General features: G+C 72.3%; 9 protein-coding genes. 8 read left to right on the forward strand and 1 reads right to left on the reverse strand.

Features of this window, described 5'->3' with window-relative positions:
* Positions 1-738: 738 nt before the first annotated feature.
* Positions 739-2544, reverse strand: coding sequence for a hypothetical protein (locus HG543_RS29805; protein WP_169348287.1), 1806 nt, complete (start codon positions 2542-2544; stop codon positions 739-741).
* A gap of 238 nt (positions 2545-2782) precedes the next feature.
* Between HG543_RS29805 and HG543_RS29810 the strand changes: the two genes are divergently transcribed.
* The 8 genes from HG543_RS29810 (at position 2783) to HG543_RS29845 (ending at position 15682) form a co-directional block, all read left to right on the forward strand.
* Positions 2783-4027, forward strand: a complete 1245-nt coding sequence (locus tag HG543_RS29810; RefSeq protein ID WP_169348288.1) for an efflux RND transporter periplasmic adaptor subunit — start codon at positions 2783-2785, stop codon at positions 4025-4027.
* Complete coding sequence (locus HG543_RS29815; protein WP_169348289.1) at positions 4024-4788, forward strand: ABC transporter ATP-binding protein; 765 nt, start codon at positions 4024-4026, stop codon at positions 4786-4788. Before HG543_RS29810 ends, HG543_RS29815 begins: the two co-directional genes overlap by 4 nt.
* A 91-nt stretch (positions 4789-4879) precedes the next feature.
* Positions 4880-7300, forward strand: coding sequence for an ABC transporter permease (locus HG543_RS29820; RefSeq protein ID WP_169348290.1), 2421 nt, complete (start codon positions 4880-4882; stop codon positions 7298-7300).
* A gap of 7 nt (positions 7301-7307) precedes the next feature.
* Complete coding sequence (locus tag HG543_RS29825; RefSeq protein WP_169348291.1) at positions 7308-9719, forward strand: ABC transporter permease; 2412 nt, start codon at positions 7308-7310, stop codon at positions 9717-9719.
* Between the two features lie 17 nt (positions 9720-9736).
* A complete protein-coding gene (locus HG543_RS29830) occupies positions 9737-10414 on the forward strand; it encodes an ABC transporter ATP-binding protein (RefSeq protein WP_169348292.1) in 678 nt (225 codons plus the stop codon).
* Positions 10415-10439: 25 nt separating this feature from the next.
* Positions 10440-12842, forward strand: coding sequence for an ABC transporter permease (locus tag HG543_RS29835; RefSeq protein WP_169348293.1), 2403 nt, complete (start codon positions 10440-10442; stop codon positions 12840-12842).
* A 42-nt stretch (positions 12843-12884) separates the two neighbouring features.
* Positions 12885-14318 carry a sigma 54-interacting transcriptional regulator gene (locus HG543_RS29840; RefSeq protein ID WP_171818617.1) on the forward strand — a complete coding sequence of 478 codons (1434 nt, stop codon included), beginning with the start codon at positions 12885-12887 and terminating at the stop codon, positions 14316-14318.
* A complete protein-coding gene (locus HG543_RS29845) occupies positions 14315-15682 on the forward strand; it encodes an ATP-binding protein (protein WP_169348295.1) in 1368 nt (455 codons plus the stop codon). The genes HG543_RS29840 and HG543_RS29845 overlap by 4 nt, the downstream gene beginning before the upstream one ends.
* The last annotated feature ends 53 nt before the right edge of the window (positions 15683-15735 follow it).

Here is a 15735-nt window from a genome sequence, read left to right on the forward strand (position 1 = left end):
CCCCGGGGCCCGCAACCAACCTGGAACGGAACGTCCACTCCGCGCGGTCCTACCGCCCACCCCGGGGCCGGCGCCCTGGAGCGGAACTTCCATTCCGAGCGGGCCTGTCGCCCCGGAGCCCGAGCCTGAATGGAACTTCCATTCCGAGCGGGCCTGTCGCTCCGGAGCCCGAGCCTGAATGGAACTTCCATTCCGAGCGGGCCTGTCGCTCCGGAGCCCGAGCCTGAATGGAACTTCCATTCCGAGCGTGCTTTCTGCTCCCCGGGAGCCCGCAGCCTGGAGCGGAACTTCCATTCCGCGCGAGCTTGCTGCTTCCCGGGAGCCCGCAGCCTGGAGTGGAACTTCCATTCCGCGCGGGCTTGGTGCTCCCGGGGCCCGCGCCCTGGAGTGGAACTTCCATTCCGCGCGAGCTTGCTGCTCCCCGGGAGCCCGAGCCTGAATGGAACTTCCATTCCGCGCGAGCTTGCTGCTCCCGGGAGCCCGCGCCCTGGCGCGAAACCTCCATTCCGCGCGTGGGCCTGCCGCTCCCGAGACTCCGCATCCGGAATGGAGCCTCCATTCCGCGGGCCTGCCCGCTCCTCGGTGGTCGCGAGCGGTGGTCGCGCCAGAGGGCAGGTGTCTGGCTCCTCAATGGAGGGATGCGAGAGGTGAGGGCAGGTGCATCCTGGCTGGCGGCTGCGAAGCGAACGGGCGTCCGTTCAGGCTCCCTCGGGCAGTTCCCTATCGCTCATGAACGAGTCAGCCGGCTTCTTCCTCCTGGATGTCCACGGCCCTCGATTCCGTGAGCAGGTGGAGCACGGGATGGAGGTTCATCGCCTCCTCGGGAAGGGTGACGAGCACCATTCCTCCCGACTCCACCACCCGCAGCTTGCGCTCCTCCCGCAGCAACCGGAGCCGTGACAGCGGGAAGCACTCCTGTCTGCCATCCAGCTTCACGTGGAGGCCTCGGGCGTCGAGCACCGCATCTCCCCACGTCACCGGCCGTCCCGCTTCGAGCAGCGTCGCCAGGTGCTCGGTGACGGGCGGAAGCAGGCGTTGGAACACTCGCTCCAGGTCCGTGTCTGGCCGTCGCCGCTCGTTCTTGAAGTCGATGCGGCGTCCGTCCTCGGCCACCACGGTGAGCCGGTACTGCTGGCCCACCGAGATGCCATGCACCTCCAGGGGCGTGACGGAGAACCCGAGCCCCCGCACCTCATCGTCGCGCAGGGCCACGGGCTTCGCCGGCCACCGCCACAGCGTCAGGCCCCCCTCGTGCACCGTCAGGAAGGTGGGGCGGAGGCGCCACGCGGCCCCGAGAACGAGGCCACCGAGTCCCGTCACCGCCAGCACCGACAGCCAGTCCGCGGAAGCCCACCAGCGCATGAACCCGGAGCCCCCCACGAGCGCGAGCCCGAAGAGAACGTAGAGCAGGAAGTCGACGATGGAGGTGCGGCGCCGGAAGAGCACATGCCCGAGCCCCTCCGCCAGGACATCCGGGACGTGGGCGTTCGCGGGCAGGGCGCGCGTCAGCAGCGCGAGCAGAGGAAGCGCATTCGCGCTGGCTCGCGGCACGGTGAGGAAGGGCTCGGCCTGTCCCCGCCGCCACACCTGCACGCCCGCGCTGGTGACGCCCACGCCGGACAGGTCGCTCCGGGGCAGGACTCCCTCCTTGCACCGCAGCGCCGCCGCATCGAGTTGCCAGCCCTCTCCGCGCACGGACTGCCCGGCCGTGAGCCGCTGCTCGAAGCAGAGCGTCACCGCCCGCACCAGTCGCTCCAGTCCCGGACGCAGCACGTCGTCGGTCTCCACGGGCGCGAGGTGCTCCAGCGCCGCCTCGTCCCGCGGCCCCTTCAACACGAGCAGGCGGTGCAGGGCCACCTCCTCGCCATTGCGGTACCAGGGCCTCTCATCGAGCGTGAGGGACTCGAGCGAATAGAAGGGAAAGTCCTGTCCGCTCCCAGGCCTGCCCACCCGCACCGAGTGCGGACCGACCACCAGCGTCGCGCGCGAGCCCCGGGGGCGCGTGGCCCAGACCCAGTCCGCGAGCGCGACGACGGCTCCAACGGAGAAGTAGAGCGCGAAGACGGGATGCCACCCCTTGATGAGCAGCAGGGGAAGCACGCCCATCACGATGGCACCGACGAGGACGGCGAGCGGGCCCGGGCGGTAGCGCGGGCGCGTGGGCCTCAGGTGGATGACGGTGGGCAGCGCCTCGGCGCGCGGCTCCGCGAGGGCACGCGGTGTCTCCGGGACCCGCGATGGCACGAGGCCGCGAGGGAGCAGCGGCGGTGCCTCCGTCCCCGTGTCCTCCTGGAGCGATGCCCGCAGCGCCTTGCGTGCCAGCGCGTCACGCACGCCGGCCACGATGCCCACCATCCCCAGTCCCGAGAAGAAGAGGATGAAGAGCCCGCCGCCGACCTGGTTCCACACCTCTCGCGTCGTGCCCTCGAACAACGGCGTCGGCCCGCGGAGGAACAGCTCCCAGGTCAGGAACCCCGCCATCCCCAGGAACATGAGGGCACCCCCCACGGCCTGGGCAGGGGTGAGCGGCTCTCTCGCATCCATGAGGGCCCACCTTGCGTCCCCCCATCCCGGGCCCACAAGTCCCCCTGCCGCACGCCTGTCCGTCCTCACTCCACTCCGGGTGACAGGCGCTCGCCGTGCCCGCTGATCACTGTCCGCTTCTGGGACGCCACTTTCCGCAACCGGGCACCGGACTTGGGACGGCCCCCCCTGTCCCGAGCAAATCCAGGGCTTTGCACCGCGAAAAGCAATTGGCACGCGCCTCGCTCTTAGAGAGGGCGTGGACATTCCCAAAGCCAAGAAGAAGACCCGCAAGCCCTGGGTCCTCGCCATCGCCGGCGCCTGCGCGCTCATCGCCGTGACGGTGGGCCTGTCCCGGCTGAAGCCGGCGGCGCCCTCGGTGGAGCGTGCGTCCGTCTGGCTGGACACGGTGAAGCGCGGCCCCATGGTGCGGCAGGTGAAGGGCGCGGGCACGCTGGTGCCCGAGTACATCCGCTGGCTCACCGCTGACACCGCCGGCCGCGTGGAGCGCATCCACGTGCGCCCCGGCGCCACCGTCACCGCCGACACGCTCCTCATAGAGCTGGCCAACCCGGACGTGCAGCTCCAGGCCCTGGAGGCGGAGCGTCAGCTCGCCAGCGCCCAGGCGGAGCTCATCCGCATGCGTACGGAGCTGGAGACGATGCGCCTCGCGCAGGAGGCCCTGGTCACCTCCCTCACCGCCGAGTCCGCCGACGCCAGCCGCCGAGCCGAGGCCAGCACCACGCTCCATCAGAAGGAGCTCATCGGTGACCTGGAGGTGAAGCAGACGAGCGAGAAGGCCGGCGAGATGTCCCGCCGTCTCGACCTGGAGCGCAAGAAGCTCCAGGTGGTGGCCACCAACATGAAGGACCAGCTCGCCGCGCAGCAGGGCCAGGTCGAGCGGTTGAAAGCGGTCGCCCAGTTCCGCCGTACACAGGTGGAGTCGATGAAGGTGCGCGCGGGGGAGGACGGTGTGCTGCAGGAGCTGCCGTTGGAGCTGGGACAGTGGGTGACGCCGGGCGTGCTCCTGGCGAAGGTGGTGAAGCCCGAGCGGCTGAAGGCGGAGCTGCGCATCGCGGAGACGCAGGCACGCGACATCCAGCCGGGCCAGAAGGCGCTGGTGGACACGCGCAACGGGGTGGTGGAGGGCACGGTGGCGCGGGTGGCCCCGGCGGCGAGCCAGGGCACGGTGCGCGTGGAGGTGTCGCTGCCCGCCGAGCTGCCCCGCGGCGCGCGGCCCGACCTCACGGTGGAGGGGACGGTGGAGCTGGAGCGGCTGGCCAACGTGCTCTCCGTGGGCCGCCCCGCGGGCGCGCAGCCCAACGGGACGATGTCCCTCTTCCGGCTGATGCCCGGAAGCGACGAAGCGATTCGGGTGCCGGTGCAGCTCGGCCGGGGCTCGGTGAATGCCGTGGAGGTCGTGCAGGGCCTTCAAGAAGGCGACCAGGTGGTTCTCTCGGACATGGCCGCGTGGGACGCGGTCGAGCGGGTGAGGCTGCGATGATGACGACGGACAAAGTGGAGGCGCCCGCTTCGACGGAGGAGGCGGTGCTGGCGGGTGGACCGAAGACGGAGGCGGGCAAGTCCCTCATCCAGCTCGAGGGCCTGACGAAGGTCTTCGAGACGGAGGAGGTGGAGACGCACGCGCTCTCCAACATCCACCTCACCATCCGCCAGGGCGAGTGGGTGGCGATTGTGGGCCCCTCGGGCTCCGGCAAGTCCACGCTGCTGGCGGTGCTGGGCCTGCTCGACACGGCCTCGCGCGGCACGTACCTGCTGGACGGGCGCAGCGTGCTGGAGTTGTCGCCGTCGGACCGCGCGCTGGTGCGCAACCGGCACATCGGCTTCATCTTCCAGAGCTTCAACCTCATCGGCGACCTGACGGTGTTCGAGAACGTGGAGCTGCCGCTGACGTACCGGGGCATGCCCGCGGCCGAGCGCAAGCAGCGGGTGGAGCGCGCGCTGGAGAAGGTGGGCATGGCGCACCGGGCGCGGCACATGCCGGGCCAGCTCTCCGGCGGTCAGCAGCAGCGCGTCGCGGTGGCGCGCGCGGTGGCGGGCGACCCGCTCATCCTCCTGGCCGACGAGCCCACGGGTAACCTCGACTCGAAGAACGGCGAGGCGGTGATGCAGCTCCTGTCCGAGCTGCACAAGGGGGGCGCCACCATCTGCATGGTGACGCACGACCCGGCGCACGCGCGCGTCGCCACGCGCACGGTGAGCCTCTTCGACGGCCGCGTCGTGCAGGACGAGCAGCGCCGCTGAGCCGCTGAAGAACCCTTTCGAGCCCCGCTTCCCATCCCCTCCCTCGTCCACCCGGACGAGGGACTCGGGTGGTGTCTGCCTCAGGACCCCCATGGAAACCCTCCTCCAGGACATCCGCTACGCGCTGCGCACGCTGGCCAAGAGCCCCGGCTTCACGCTGGTGGCGGTGCTCGCGCTGGCGCTCGGCATCGGCGCCAACAGCGCGGTCTTCAGCGTGGTGAATGGCGTGCTGCTCAAGCCGCCTCCGTTCTCCGCGCCGGACCGGCTGGTGCATCTCTGGGGCAACTTCCAGAAGATGGACCTGAAGGACATCTCCGTGTCGGTGCCGGAGTACCGGGACTACCGCGAGCTGCCGCGGGCCTTCGCGTCGGTGGCGGCGTACGACATCAACGATGTCACGCTCACCGGCGGCGACACCCCGGAGCGGCTCAGCGTGACGAGCGCCACGGCTTCCTTCTTCCCCACGCTGGGCGTGACACTCGCGCGCGGCCGGGCCTTCACCGAGGACGAGGAGACGCCGGGCAAGGAGCGGGTGCTGGTGCTCACGGACAAGGCGTGGCGCACGCGCTTCGCGGAGGATGAGGGCGTGCTGGGGCGTGAGCTGCAGCTCGATGGCAACACGTACACGGTGGTGGGCGTGCTGCCCCCGGGCGTGGAGTACCCCGCCGGCACGGACGTGTACGCGCCCCTGGCCCTCACGCCGGACCAGACGGTGGAGGAGCGACGTGGCCGCCGCTTCCTGGACGTGATTGCGCGGCTGAAGCCCGGGATGACGCTGGAGTCGGCGCGGGCGGACATGGCGCGGGTGGCCTCGGAGATGGAGGCCCAGCACGAGAAGAACTACAAGGGCGCCGGCTGGGCCATCAGCGTGAAGTCGCTGGAGGACGAGGTGGTGGGCGACGTGCGCGGCACGCTGTGGCTGCTCCTGGGCGCGGTGGGCTTCGTGCTGCTGGTGGCGTGCAGCAGCGTGGCCAACCTGCTGCTGGCGCGGGCGGCGGCGCGAGGCCGCGAGGTGTCCATCCGCGCGGCGCTGGGCGCGGGCCGTCGCCGGCTGGTGGCGCAGTTCCTCACGGAGAGCCTGGTGCTCGCGTTGGCGGGTGGCGTGCTGGGCCTGCTGATGGCGCTGTGGGGCACCGACGTGCTGCTGGCGGTGGTGGGAGACGGGCTGCCGCGCGCGACGGAGGTGCGGCTGGACGTGCCGTCGGTGCTCTTCACGGCGGGGGTGTCCCTGTTCACGGGCGTGCTCTTCGGACTGGTGCCGGCGCTCCAGGCCAGCCGCGCGGACCTGAACACCGCGCTGCGCGAGGGGACGCGCGGCACGGACGGGAAGAAGGCGGGGCGGCTGCGCTCGGGGCTGGTGGTGGCGCAGGTGGCGCTGGCGCTGGTGCTGCTGGTGGGCGCGGGACTCTTCGCGAAGAGCCTGCTCGCGCTGAGCGAGGTGGAGGCGGGCTTCACTCCCGAGGGGGTGCTCACCGGCCGCGTCGCGCTGCCGCAGGCCGCGTACGCGGACACCGCGCGCCGCGCGTCCTTCATGCGGGACCTGCTCACCCGCATCCAGGCGCTGCCCGGCGTGGAGTCCGTGGGCGCGACGAACATGCTCCCGCTGGGCGGGCGCACCGACAACAGCTTCGACATCGAGGGCCGCACGAAGGCCCCGGACGAGTTCTGGCCGGCGGTGGAGACGCGCTACGCCAGCGCGGACTACCTGCTCGCGCTGAAGGTGCGGCTGCTCCAGGGGCGCATGCTTCAGGAGACGGACGGGCCGGACGCGCCCGGGGCGGTGGTCATCAACAAGACCTTCGCGAACCTCTACTGGCCGCAGGGCAACGCGCTCGGTCAGCGCCTGAAGCTGCACCGTCAGGACTCGCGGTGGTCCACGGTGGTGGGCATCGTCGATGACCTGCGCGAGTGGGGCCTGGACAACCCATCGCGGCCGGCGGCGTACTACGCGGCGGCGCAGTTCCCCCTCTACAACCTCAACCTCGTGGTGCGCTCGGCGTCGGGCAATCCGGAGTCGCTGCGCACGGCCATCGAGGCCGAGGTGCGCGCGCTCGACGGCAACCTGCCCCTGTTCAGCGTGGCGCCCATGGCGCGGCTGGTGGACGAGTCCATCGGCTCGCGGCGGCTGTCCGCCATGCTGATGGGCCTGTTCGCGGGCACGGCGCTGCTGCTGGCGGCGCTGGGCATCTCGGGCGTCATCGGCTACTCGGTGGCGCAGCGCACGCGGGAGATGGGCATCCGCATGGCGCTGGGCGCCGCGCGCCGGGACGTGCTGGCGCTGGTGCTGGGCCAGGGGCTCAAGCTGGCGGGGCTGGGCGTGGCGGTGGGGCTGGTGCTGTCGCTGGGACTGGCGCAGCTGCTGGGCGCGCTGCTGTACGGGGTGACGGCGTATGACCCGTGGACCTTCGTGGGGGTGGCCGCGCTCCTGTGTGGCGTGGCCATGTTCGCCACGTGGCTGCCGGCGCGCCGGGCCACGCGCGTGGACCCCATCATCGCGCTGAAGGCGGAGTAGCCACGCCATGGACACCTTCCTCCAGGACCTCCGGTACGCGGTGCGCGGCCTGCTGCGCGACAGGGCCTTCACGCTGGTGGCGGTGCTGACACTGGCGGTGGGCATCGGCGCCAACACCGTCATCTTCAGCTACCTGGACCGGCTGACGCTGCGGCCCTTCGACTTCCCGGAGCTGGAGCGGCTCGTCTACATCACCGAGCAGCAGCCCGGCTACGAGCGCTTGCGGCTCTCGCTGGCCACGGTGTCCGATTTGCGCGAGGAGGCCTCGCTGCTGGAGGGTGTGGGGGCCTACCGCTGGTGGGACACGAACCTCACCGGCACCGTGGAGCCCGAGCGCGTCATCGGCTACCAGGTGTCGCCGGAGCTGTTCACCGCGCTGCGCACGCCCGCCGCGCTGGGCCGCGCGCTGCTGCCGGACGAGGCGAAGGAGGGAAGCCATCAAGTCGTGGTGCTGAGCCACGGCCTGTGGGAGCGGCGCTTCGGGAAGGACGCGGGCGTGGTGGGCCGCTCGGTGACGCTGGACGGCGCGCCGTATACGGTGGTCGGGGTGATGCCGCCGGACTTCCGCTTCCCCAAGGCGGCCGAGCTGTGGGTGCCCTTGGTGCTGCCCGCGGACGCGTCGGCGCGGCGCCGGGAGCACTCCTACCAGGTGGTGGGGCGCCTGAAGGACGGGGCCACGCTGGAGTCGCTGCGCGCGCAGCTCGCGAGGCTGCACGAGCGCATGGCGGCGGAGGAGCCCGGCCACCGCATCTTCGCGGAGCCGCTGCGCGACTACGGCGACCCGAAGGTGCGCCTGATGATGTGGACGATGCTGGGCGCCACGGCGCTGGTGCTGCTGGTGGCGTGCGCCAACGTGGCGGGCATGATGCTGGCCCGGGCGGCGCGGCGGGCGCGCGAGCTGGCCATCCGCGGCGCGCTGGGCGCCAGCCGCTGGCGCATGGCGCGGCAGCTCCTCACGGAGTGCCTGGTGCTGTCGCTGCCGGGCGCGGTGGCCGGGCTGCTGCTGGCGCTGTGGGGCATCGACCTGATGCGCTCGGGCCTGCCCGCGGACATGAGCCGCCATGTGTCCGGCTGGGAGCACGTGGGGCTGGACGCGCGGGTGCTGGGCTTCACGCTGGCGGTGTCGGTGGGCGCGGTGCTCTTCTTCGGCCTCGTCCCGGCGCTGCGCGCGGCGAAGGTGCAGCCGGCGGACGTGCTGCGGCGCGAGGGCCGAGGCCTGGCGGGTGGACGGCAGCGGCTGCGCACGGCGCTGGTGGCCGCGCAGCTCGCCTTCGCGCTGGTGCTCACCGTGTGCGCGGCGCTCAACGCCCGCAGCTTCGCGGCGATGATGAACACCCCCGCGGGCTTCGAGCGCGAGGGGCTGCTCACGCTCCAGCTGGGCGTGAGCACGTCGAAGTACCGGGACGAGGACGCCGTGCGCCGCTACTACGAAGAGGCGCTGGCGCGGCTGCGCGCCCTGCCCGGCGTGGGCGCGGTGGCGGCGGCCAGTGATTTGCCGCTCGGTCCGAGCTGGAGCACGCGCACGCTGGAGCTGGACGGACGCGAGCCCCTGCCCGAGGGACAGGAGCTGCGGGTGCTCTATCAAATCGTGACGGAGGACTACTTCCGCACCATGGGCATCCCGCTGCGCGACGGCGCGCTCTTCACGGAGGCGGACGGGCCGGAAGCGCCGAAGGTGGTGCTCATCAGCGAGTCGCTCGCGCGCCGCCACTTCCCGGACGGGAGCGCGGTGGGCCGTCGCATCGCCCTGGGCCGGGTGGATGGCCAGCCCGTGTGGCGCACGGTGGCGGGCGTGGTGGCGGACGTGCAGGTGTCCGACTTCTTCTTCAACGGCGGCCGGCGCGAGTCCGTGTACGTGCCGCACCGGCAGGTCGTCGAGCGGGACATGTTCCTCGCGGTGCGCACGGCGGGGGACCCGATGTCGGTGGCGCCCGCGGTGCGGCGCGAGCTGCTGGCGCTGGACTCGGAGCAGCCGGTGGCGGCGATGAAGGCCATGGAGCGCGTGGTGCACGAGACGCTGCTGGCGCCGCGCTACGGCATGGTGCTGCTGCTCGTCTTCGCCAGCATCGCCCTGGGGCTGAGCGCGGTGGGCGTGTACGGCGTCATGGCCTACAGCGTGAGCCAGCGCACCCGCGAGCTGGGCATCCGCATGGCGCTGGGCGCCACCCGTGCCGAGGTGATGCGGCTGGTGGTGTGGCAGGGCCTGCGGCCCACGCTGACCGGCGTCGCGGTGGGGCTGGTGGGCGCGGTGGCGGCGGCGCACGCCATGGCCAGCCTGCTCTACGGCGTCAGCCCCTTCGACCCCGTCCTCTTCCTGGCCATGGCCGCCTTCCTGGTGACGGTCGCCCTGCTGGCCTCGCTCATCCCCGTCCGCCACGCCACGCGCGTGGACCCCGCCATCGCCCTTCGCGCCGAGTAGGCACCCGAGAAACCCTCATGTCCTCTCCCCTGATTTCGCTGCGCAACGTCGAGAAGTCCTATCCCTACGCGGGCGGCCGCACCTGGGTGCTGCGCCGCATCGACCTGGACATCCAGCCCGGCGAGTTCGTCACGTTGATGGGCCCCTCCGGCGCGGGCAAGTCCACGCTGCTGTCCATCCTCGGGATGCTCGACGCGGAGTGGACGGGCGAGTACGGGCTGGACGGCCAGCAGGTGCAGGCGATGAAGCCGAAAGAGCGCGCGGAGCTGGCGCGGCGCACCATCGGCTTCGTCTTCCAGCAGTACCACCTGCTGGACAACCTCACGGTGGCGGAGAACCTGGAGGTGCCGCTGTCCTACCGCAACCTCAAGCGCTCCGAGCGCGACGCGCTGGTGGGCGACATGCTCGACCGCTTCCAGCTCGTGGGGAAGAAGGACCTGTTCCCCTCGCAGCTCTCCGGCGGCCAGCAGCAGTTGGTGGGCATCGCCCGCGCGCTCATCTCCAACCCCAAGGTGCTGCTGGCGGACGAGCCCACCGGCAACCTCCACTCCGCGCAGGCGAAGCACATCATGGAGGTCTTCCAGGGCCTCAACCGGGATGGCACCACCATCGTCCAGGTGACGCACTCGGATGCCAACGCGGCGTACGGGCACCGCGTCATCCAGCTCGCGGACGGGTGGATCCAGAAGTCCTGAGCACGAGGGTCCGGAGGGGCGCGTCATGTTGAACGACTTGAGGATGGACCTGCGGTACGCGCTGCGGACGATGCGGCAGACGCCGGTGTTCACGGTGGCGGCGGTGCTGGTGCTGACGCTGGGCATCGGGGTGACGACGGCGCTCTTCAGCGTGGTGGACGCGGTGCTGCTACGGCCGCTGCCCTTCGTGGAGCCGGAGCGGGTGGTGATGCTCGGCTCGGAGCAGGTGCGGCGGTCGCCCTCGCGCTACAGCCTGATGACCTTCGACGACATCGCGCGCGAGTCCACGCAGCTGCGCTCGCTCACCGCGTACAGCAACGACGCCTTCATCCTCACCGGTAGCGGCGACGCGCAGCAGCTCCGCGGCACGGTGGTGGCGGGAGACTTCTTCGGGGCCTTCGGCGTGCAGCCGCTGCTCGGCCGCGTCTTCACGCCCGAGGAGCGGAACTCGGCGGTGGTGGTGCTGTCGTATGGGCAGTGGCAGGCGATGGGGGGCGGAACGGACGTGCTCGGCCGTACGCTGACGCTGAGCGGCCAGCCGTACACGGTGGTGGGGGTGATGCCTCCGTCCTTCCAGGTGCCCCAGCCGACCATCGCCGTCTGGCTGCCGTTCGACAGCCAGGTCGGAGCGGCCACCTCCCAGGCGCGAACGGAGCGGGGCTACCGCGCGTTCATCGTGACGGGCCGGCTGGCGCCCGGCGCCACGCGGGAGTCCGCGACGCAGGAGATGGCGGCGCTGGCCTCGACCGTGCTGAGGGAGGACCCGGACCTGCACCTGGATGTGGTGGGTTATGCCGAGCAGCTCACGCGCGATGTGCGCCCGGCGCTGTGGGTGCTGCTGGGCGCGGTGGCGCTGGTGTTGCTGCTGGCGGCGGCCAACGTGGCGCATCTCCAACTGGCGCGCGCGGCGGCGCGGCAGCGCGAGCTGGGCATTCGGGTGGCCCTGGGCGCGGGGCGCGGGCGGCTGGTGCGTCAGTTGCTGACGGAGAGCGTGCTGCTGGCGCTGATGGGCGGCGTGGGCGGGGTGCTGCTGGCCCTGTGGTGCACGGACCTGTTGCTGGCCCTGGGCGCGGGGAACCTACCGCGCGGGGGGGACGTGGCGGTGCAGGGACGGGTGCTCCTCTTCTCGCTGGCGGTGACGGTGCTGACGGGCGTGGGCGTGGGGCTGGCGCCCGCGCTGCAGCGCACCCGGCTCAATCCCGGGACGGTGCTGGGCCGGGGCGCCACGGAGGCGTCGCGAGGCCGGGCGCACGCGGCGCTGGTAGTGGCGGAGGTGGCGCTGGCGCTGCTGCTCATCACCGGCGCGGGGCTGATGCTCAAGAGCTTCTGGCGTCTGCACCAGGTGGACCCGGGGCTGGACCCGGAGGGCGTCTTCGTCGCGCTGCTGTCGCTGCCGCAGGACCGCTACCAGGAGCCGGAGCGGAGTGCGGCCTTCCACCGCGACCTGATGGCGCGGCTCTCCGCGCGTCCGGAAGTGGCCGCCGCGGGCCTGGCGCAGAGCCTGCCGGGCGGCTTCGACATCCGTCGCTCGGGATATTGGAAGGAGGGGACGCCGGAGGTGCCCAACCCGCCGGACGCGCTCGTCAACGTCTCCACGCCCGGCTTCCTGGAGACGCTGCGCGTGCCGCTGCTCGCGGGACGCCGGCTCACCGAGGCGGACAAGGCCGGCACCTCGCGGGTGATGGTGGTGAGCGAGCACTTCGCCCGCGAGGCCTTCCCGGGGGAGGACCCGCTGGGCCGCCGGGTGTCGCTGGGCGGTAACGACGCGCAGGGCAACCCGCTGTGGCGGACGGTGGTGGGCGTGGTGGGGGACGTGCCCTACGCGGGCGTGGAGGCGGGGCACGAGCCGACGGTGTATCTGCCCATGGACCAGGAGCCCAAGGAGGGTGGGCAGCTCGCGGTGCGCGCCGCGCCGGGCTTGTCTCCCCGGGCGCTGGAGGCGGTGGTGCGCGAGGAGTTGCGCGCGGTGGACCCGACGGCGGCGCTCGCGCGGCCCTCTACCCTGGAGGACCGGCTGTCGTCGGACCTGGACCGGCCGCGCTTCCGCACGGTGCTGCTGGGGGCCTTCGGCGTCCTGGCGCTGGTGCTCGCGGCGGTGGGCATCTACGGCGTCATGTCCTACGCGGTGGCGCAGCGCTCGCACGAGATGGGCGTGCGCATGGCCCTGGGCGCCCGGCGCGCGGACGTGCTGCGGCTGGTGGTAGGACAGGCGCTGCGGCGTGTCGGGCTGGGCCTCGGCCTGGGGCTCGCCGGAGCGCTGGCGGTGCACCGGGTGATGGAGGGCCTCTTGTACGGGGTGGGGACGCTGGACCTCAGCGTCCTCTCCGGGGTGGCCCTGCTGCTGCTGGGCACCGCCTGGCTGGCGAGCTGGCTGCCGGCGCGTCGCGCGGCCGGCGTGGACCCGGCCTCCGTTCTTCGTCGCGGCTGACGCCGCTCGTTTTCTGGCGCATTCTTCTCCCAGGTGTCTTCCGTGTCCGAGCCTCTTCCCACCGTTTCGAATCCTCCGACCTCCGCTCCGGCCCCCGCCGCGCGGCCCGCTCGCATCCTCGTCGCCGATGACCAGGCGGACGTGCTGGAGGCGCTGCGGCTGCTGCTGAAGCGCGACGGGTACGCCGTCGTCACCGCGCAATCGCCCGCGGGCGCGCTGGCCACGCTGGACTCGGAGGACGTGGACCTCGTCCTGATGGACCTCAACTACGCGCGCGACACCACGTCCGGGAAGGAGGGCATGGACCTGCTCGGCCGCATCCGCGCGCAGGACGCGGCCCTGCCGGTGGTGGTGATGACGGCGTGGGGCAGCGTGGAGGGCGCGGTGGAGGCCATGCGCGGCGGCGCGCGCGACTACGTGCAGAAGCCGTGGGACAACACGCGCCTGTTGGCCACGCTGCGCACGCAGCTGGAGCTGGGCCGGGCGCTGAAGCGCAGCCGGCGGCTGGAGGAGGAGAACCAGCACCTGCGGCGCGGGCAGGGCGGGGCGCCCAACATGGTGTCCGAGTCCCGGGCCATGCAGCCCATCCGCCGCCTCATCGAGCGCGTGGCGCCGTCCAACGCCAACGTGCTGGTGACGGGGGAGCACGGCACGGGCAAGGAGGTGGTGGCGCGGCTGCTCCACGCGTCCTCGTCGCGCGCGGACCGGCCTTTCGTGGCGGTGAACTCGGGCGGCCTGTCCGAGGGCGTCTTCGAGAGCGAGCTGTTCGGCCACGTGAAGGGCGCCTTCACGGACGCGAAGGCGGACCGCATCGGCTGCTTCGAGCTGGCGGACGGCGGCACGCTCTTCCTGGACGAGATTGGCAACATGCCGCTGTCGCAGCAGGCGAAGCTGCTGCGCGTGCTCCAGACGGGAGAGCTGCATCCGGTGGGCTCGTCGAAGACGCGGCGGGTGGACGTGCGGGTGGTGAGCGCCACCAACGTGGACCTGGCGAAGGCGGTGGCGGAGGGGCGCTTCCGCGAGGACCTGCTGTACCGGCTCAACACGGTGGAATTGCAGCTGCCCGCGCTGCGCGAGCGGCGCGAGGACATCCCGCTGCTGGCGGCGCACTTCCTGGCGGAGCACGGCCGGCGCTACGGGCGGCCTACGATGCGGCTGTCCCCGAACGCGCTGGAGGCGCTGCTGGCGTACCCGTGGCCCGGCAACGTGCGCGAGCTGGAGCACGCGGTGGAGCGCGCGCTCCTGATGGCGGCGGGGGACGAGGTGACGGCGGAGGACCTGCTGCTGAAGCGCTCGGCGCGTGAGGGCCAGTCCCGGCTGGAGGAGATGACGCTGGAGGAGGTGGAGCGCTACCTCATCGAACGCGCGCTCGCGCGGCACGAGGGCAACGTGAGTGAGGCGGCCAAGGGGCTGGGCCTGTCCCGCAGCGCGCTGTACCGGCGGCTGCAGCACTACGGCATCAAGGGAGCGCGGTGAAGAAGAAGCGCGGGCCGCCGCAGCATGACCTGCAGGTGCTCGGGCTCGCGTGGCTGGCGGGCCTGCCGGGCTCGGTGGCGTCGCTCGCGCTGGTGTGGACGGGGGACTTCTCCCCCAAGGTCCAGTGGACGCTGACCACGCTGGTGGTGGGCATGTTCCTGGGCGTGGGGCTGCTGGTGCGCGAGCGGGTGACCCGGCCGCTGCACGCGGTGGCCAACCTGCTGGCGGGCCTGCGCGAGGGGGACTACTCCGTGCGAGGCCGTGGCGCGCGCGCGGGTGACGCGCTGGGCGAGGTGCTGCTGGAGGTCAACGCGCTGGGCGACACGCTGCGCGAGCAGCGGCTGGGCGCGCTGGAGGCCGGGGCGCTGCTGGAGCAGGTGATGGAGGAAATCGACGTCGGCGTGCTGGCCTTCGATGGTGAGGGCACGCTGAAGCTCGTCAACCGCGCCGGGGAGCGGCTGCTGGGGCAGTCGCGCTCGCAGTTGGTGGGGAAGGGCGCGGAGGCGCTGGGGCTGGCGGACCTCCTGGAGGGCCCGGCACCGAGGCGGCTGACGCGCACCTTCGCGGAGGAGGGCGGCCCGTACGAGCTGCGGCGCGGCACGTTCCGTCAGGGAGGACTGCCGCACCAGCTGGTGGTGCTGGCGGACCTGCGGCTGGCGCTGCGAGAGCAGGAGCGCGAGGCGTGGCGCCGGCTGGTGCGGGTGCTGAGCCACGAAATCAACAACTCGCTGGCGCCCATCGGCTCCATCGCGGAAGCACTGAAGGACATGCTGTCGCAGCAGCCGCGTCCGTCGGACTGGGACGAGGACGCGCGCAGCGGGCTGGGCATCATCGCGAGGCGCTCGGAGGCGCTGGCGCGCTTCATGTCCGCGTACGCGCGGCTGGCGAGGCTGCCGCCGCCGACGCTGGCGGACGTGGAGGTGGACGGCTGGGTGCGGCGGGTGGCGGCGCTGGAGAAGCGCCGGCCGGTGGGCGTGCGCGCGGGGCCGGCGCTGGTGGTGCGCGGCGACTCGGACCAGCTGGAGCAGCTGCTCATCAACCTGGTGCGCAACGCGGTGGACGCGGTGCAGTCGGTGCCGGACGGCGGCGAGGTCTGGGTGTCCTGGGCGGTGCTGTCACCCGGCGCGGTGGAGGTCTGGGTGGAGGACGAGGGCCCGGGCCTCGTGGACACGGGCAACCTCTTCGTGCCCTTCTTCACGACGAAGCCCCAGGGCAGCGGCATCGGGCTTGCGCTCAGCCGGCAGATTGCGGAGGCGCACGGTGGAGGCTTGCGCCTGGAGAACCGGCCGGAAGGGCGTGGGTGCCGCGCGCGGCTGAAGCTGCCGCTGGACACGCCGGGGATGGTGGTCGCGAGCCAGGGCTGAGCCTGCCCTCCAGGGTGAGCAGTGCGCTGAGGCGGTCGTGCTAGTGACTGTGG

This window comes from Pyxidicoccus fallax, from assembly GCF_012933655.1.
Lineage (GTDB): Bacteria > Myxococcota > Myxococcia > Myxococcales > Myxococcaceae > Myxococcus > Myxococcus fallax.

Coding starts and splice junctions, on each gene's coding strand:
- HG543_RS29815 (WP_169348289.1), top strand. CDS start 4,024: ATGATGACGACGGACAAAGTGGAGGCGCCCGCTTCGACGGAGGAGGCG.
- HG543_RS29820 (WP_169348290.1), top strand. CDS start 4,880: ATGGAAACCCTCCTCCAGGACATCCGCTACGCGCTGCGCACGCTGGCC.
- HG543_RS29830 (WP_169348292.1), top strand. CDS start 9,737: ATGTCCTCTCCCCTGATTTCGCTGCGCAACGTCGAGAAGTCCTATCCC.
- HG543_RS29805 (WP_169348287.1), bottom strand. CDS start 2,544: ATGGATGCGAGAGAGCCGCTCACCCCTGCCCAGGCCGTGGGGGGTGCC.
- HG543_RS29825 (WP_169348291.1), top strand. CDS start 7,308: ATGGACACCTTCCTCCAGGACCTCCGGTACGCGGTGCGCGGCCTGCTG.
- HG543_RS29835 (WP_169348293.1), top strand. CDS start 10,440: ATGTTGAACGACTTGAGGATGGACCTGCGGTACGCGCTGCGGACGATG.